Annotated in this window: 3 protein-coding genes; 2 read left to right on the plus strand and 1 reads right to left on the minus strand. The window is 46.2% G+C overall.

What is annotated here, in order from left to right; translation table 11 throughout:
• Together B7Y67_RS14525 and B7Y67_RS14530 are read left to right on the plus strand one after the other, a co-directional pair.
• On the plus strand, positions 1–1,438 hold a 1,438-nt coding region (locus B7Y67_RS14525; RefSeq protein WP_293599250.1), incomplete at its 5' end, for a deoxyribodipyrimidine photo-lyase.
• 40 nt (positions 1,439–1,478) lie between these two features.
• On the plus strand, positions 1,479–2,318 hold the full coding sequence (locus B7Y67_RS14530; RefSeq protein ID WP_293599251.1) for a symmetrical bis(5'-nucleosyl)-tetraphosphatase: 840 nt from the start codon (positions 1,479–1,481) through the stop codon (positions 2,316–2,318).
• Between the two features lie 36 nt (positions 2,319–2,354).
• Here the strand turns inward: B7Y67_RS14530 and B7Y67_RS14535 are convergent.
• On the minus strand, positions 2,355–2,801 hold a 447-nt coding region (locus B7Y67_RS14535), incomplete at its 5' end, for an aminotransferase class III-fold pyridoxal phosphate-dependent enzyme (RefSeq protein ID WP_293599252.1).

Below are 2,801 nucleotides of genomic sequence, written 5' to 3' on the forward strand. Positions count from 1 at the left end.
AGCGCTTCATCACGCCCTGAAAAATAATGCCCAAGTTTGGCTAGCGTTTATCTTCGATACCGATATTCTGGATCCACTGAAGTCTGAAGATCTAGATGCTAGCGGTCTAAAACCTGATCGCCGCGTAGACTTTATTTGGCAAGGTCTGAAGCAAATCGACGAGCAATTACGTCAACAAGGTGGCGGACTGATTGTTCAGTTTGGCAAGCCCACTACCTGCATTCCGAAGATTGCGGAGACTTTGGGTGTTAATACCGTTTACACCAATCATGACTACGAGCCATCAGCAATTGCGCGTGATGCCTCTGTTGCCAGATCATTAGAGAAGCTCGGTATTGAATTGGAGACCTTCAAGGATCAAGTCATCTTTGAGAAGAAAGAAATTCTCACTAACTCCAACACCGTGTTCTCGATCTTCACGCCATATAAAAATAATTGGCTCAAGACTTTGCAAGAAAAAGATATTGCGGCCTATGACTGCACACCTAAAAAGGGACAGTTCGCAGCCATCCCAAAGACTCTGGAGACCTCTTTCCCCTCACTAGAGTCTATGGGCTTTAGCCCCACAGGTATTGAGACCTATCTGCCACCAGGATCAGAGGGTGGCCAGAGTTTCTTGGAAGACTTCCTGCATCGCATCGATCAATACCAAATCGGTCGTGACTTCCCAGCCATTAAAGGGGTGAGCTATCTATCTACCCATCTGCGCTTTGGCATGCTCTCGATCCGAGGTTTGGTACGCGAAGCACATCGCCGTATGCTTGCTGGCAGTATGGGTGCAACGATCTGGTTAAGCGAACTGATCTGGCGTGATTTTTATTTCATGATTCTGGCTAATCACCCACGCCTTGCTGAGGGCGCAGCATTCAAACCAGACTATGGCAATATCGAATGGGAAAGCGGTACTAGCGCTAAGAAGTTATTCAAGGCGTGGTGTGATGGCAAAACAGGTTACCCATTAGTAGATGCTGCTATGTGTCAACTGAACCAAAGTGGTTATATGCATAACCGCCTGCGCATGGTGGTTGCCAGCTTCCTTACCAAGGATTTAGGCATTGATTGGCGCTGGGGTGAAATGTATTTTGCAAAACACCTCAATGACTTTGAGCTATCTTCCAACAATGGTGGATGGCAATGGGCCTCCTCTTCAGGATGCGATGCACAGCCCTACTTCCGCATCTTCAATCCGATAACCCAATCCCAGAAGTTTGATCCCGAAGGAAAGTTCATTCGTCGCTATTTACCCGAACTAGACAAACTCTCCAAGAAATCTATTCATGCACCTTGGGAAGCTGGGCATATTGAGTTGGAAGCAGCTGGCATTCTTTTAGGACGCGACTATCCCCTCCCGGTTGTTAATCATGACGAGGCACGCAAAAAGACCTTGGTGCGCTATAGCGTAGTTAAAAAAGTCAGTCCCGAATCTGCATCCGAATAACTAATTGAAGACTCTGGCACTTTCCGATTTAAGATAGGGCATGAGCAAGATTTATGCCGTAGGTGATATTCAAGGGTGCGCACCATCCTTAAAGGCGCTCGTCAAAAAACTCCCGACTCAATCAAAGATGATTTTTTTGGGAGATCTCGTCAATCGCGGCCCGGACTCTTTAGGTGCTTTGCGTTATCTCAAACAATTGCAAGAAGAGAAGCGCATTGAATGCATCCTCGGAAATCATGACCTCCATTTACTCGCGGTAGATGCTGGGATCCGAAAAACGAAGGGGCTTGATACTGTTCAGCCCATCTTAGATGCACCCGATAGAGCAGAACTGATTCATTGGTTGCGCCATCGACCGATGGCACTCAGCAATGGAAAAGTTTTAACAGTTCATGCAGGGGTTCTGCCTCAGTGGGATATACAGCAAACCATTGAATGCGCACAAGAAGTAGAAAAAGCGCTCCGCAAAAAATCCTATAAAGATTTTTTAGCGAATATGTATGGCAATACTCCAAATAAGTGGAGTAATTCCCTTAGGGGTTATGAGCGTTTACGCGTCATTACCAATGCACTAACCCGCATTCGCTTTTGCACCCCCACCGGCACTATGGAATTCGAGAGTAAAGAAGGTTTTGAGGATGGCCCCAAAGGTTATATCCCCTGGTTCAAAACCCCCAAACGAAAAACGCAAGATTCCCTGATTTACTTTGGACACTGGTCCACTCTAGGACTACTGCGACACGAGAATGTAATTGGCCTCGATACAGGCTGCGTTTGGGGTGGAAAACTTACCGCAATGGAAATTCCAGACTCAGGCAAGCCTAGCAAGGACCTAAAAATGATTCAAGTGGATGGCTATGACCACCCAGTCAGAATGTAACTCTGACTACCTACATTAGTACCTAATAAAATTCTCTTACAGCTTCTTAAATGCGGTCTTTGCTGCAGTAATAATCTCTTCCAGAACTGCATTGTCATGAGTAATAGAAGTAAATCCAGCCTCATACGCTGAGGGCGCTAAGTACACACCTTGATCCAGCATCATGTGGAAAAATTTCTTAAATGCTTCAATATCAGTTTTAGTCACCGCCTCAAAGGAAGTTGGGACTTCATTGGCAAAGTAAAAGCCAAACATGCCACCAACGCTATCCACAGCGAACGGCACACCCTCTTCATCTGCAGCGAGCTTTAATCCCGCCATCAGTTTTTCTGTTTGACCCGTGAGGCACTCATAGAAACCTTCTCTAGAAATAATCTCCAAGGTCTTTAAGCCTGCAGCTACTGCTACTGGGTTACCTGACAAGGTGCCTGCCTGATATACGTTACCCAGCGGAGCTAGCTTAGACATGATTTCTTTTTTACC

The organism is Polynucleobacter sp. 35-46-11, assembly GCF_002281105.1.

What these genes read in the sequence shown, in the direction of transcription:
- B7Y67_RS14530 (WP_293599251.1), top strand. Translation starts at nt 1,479, where the DNA reads ATGAGCAAGATTTATGCCGTAGGTGATATTCAAGGGTGCGCACCATCC.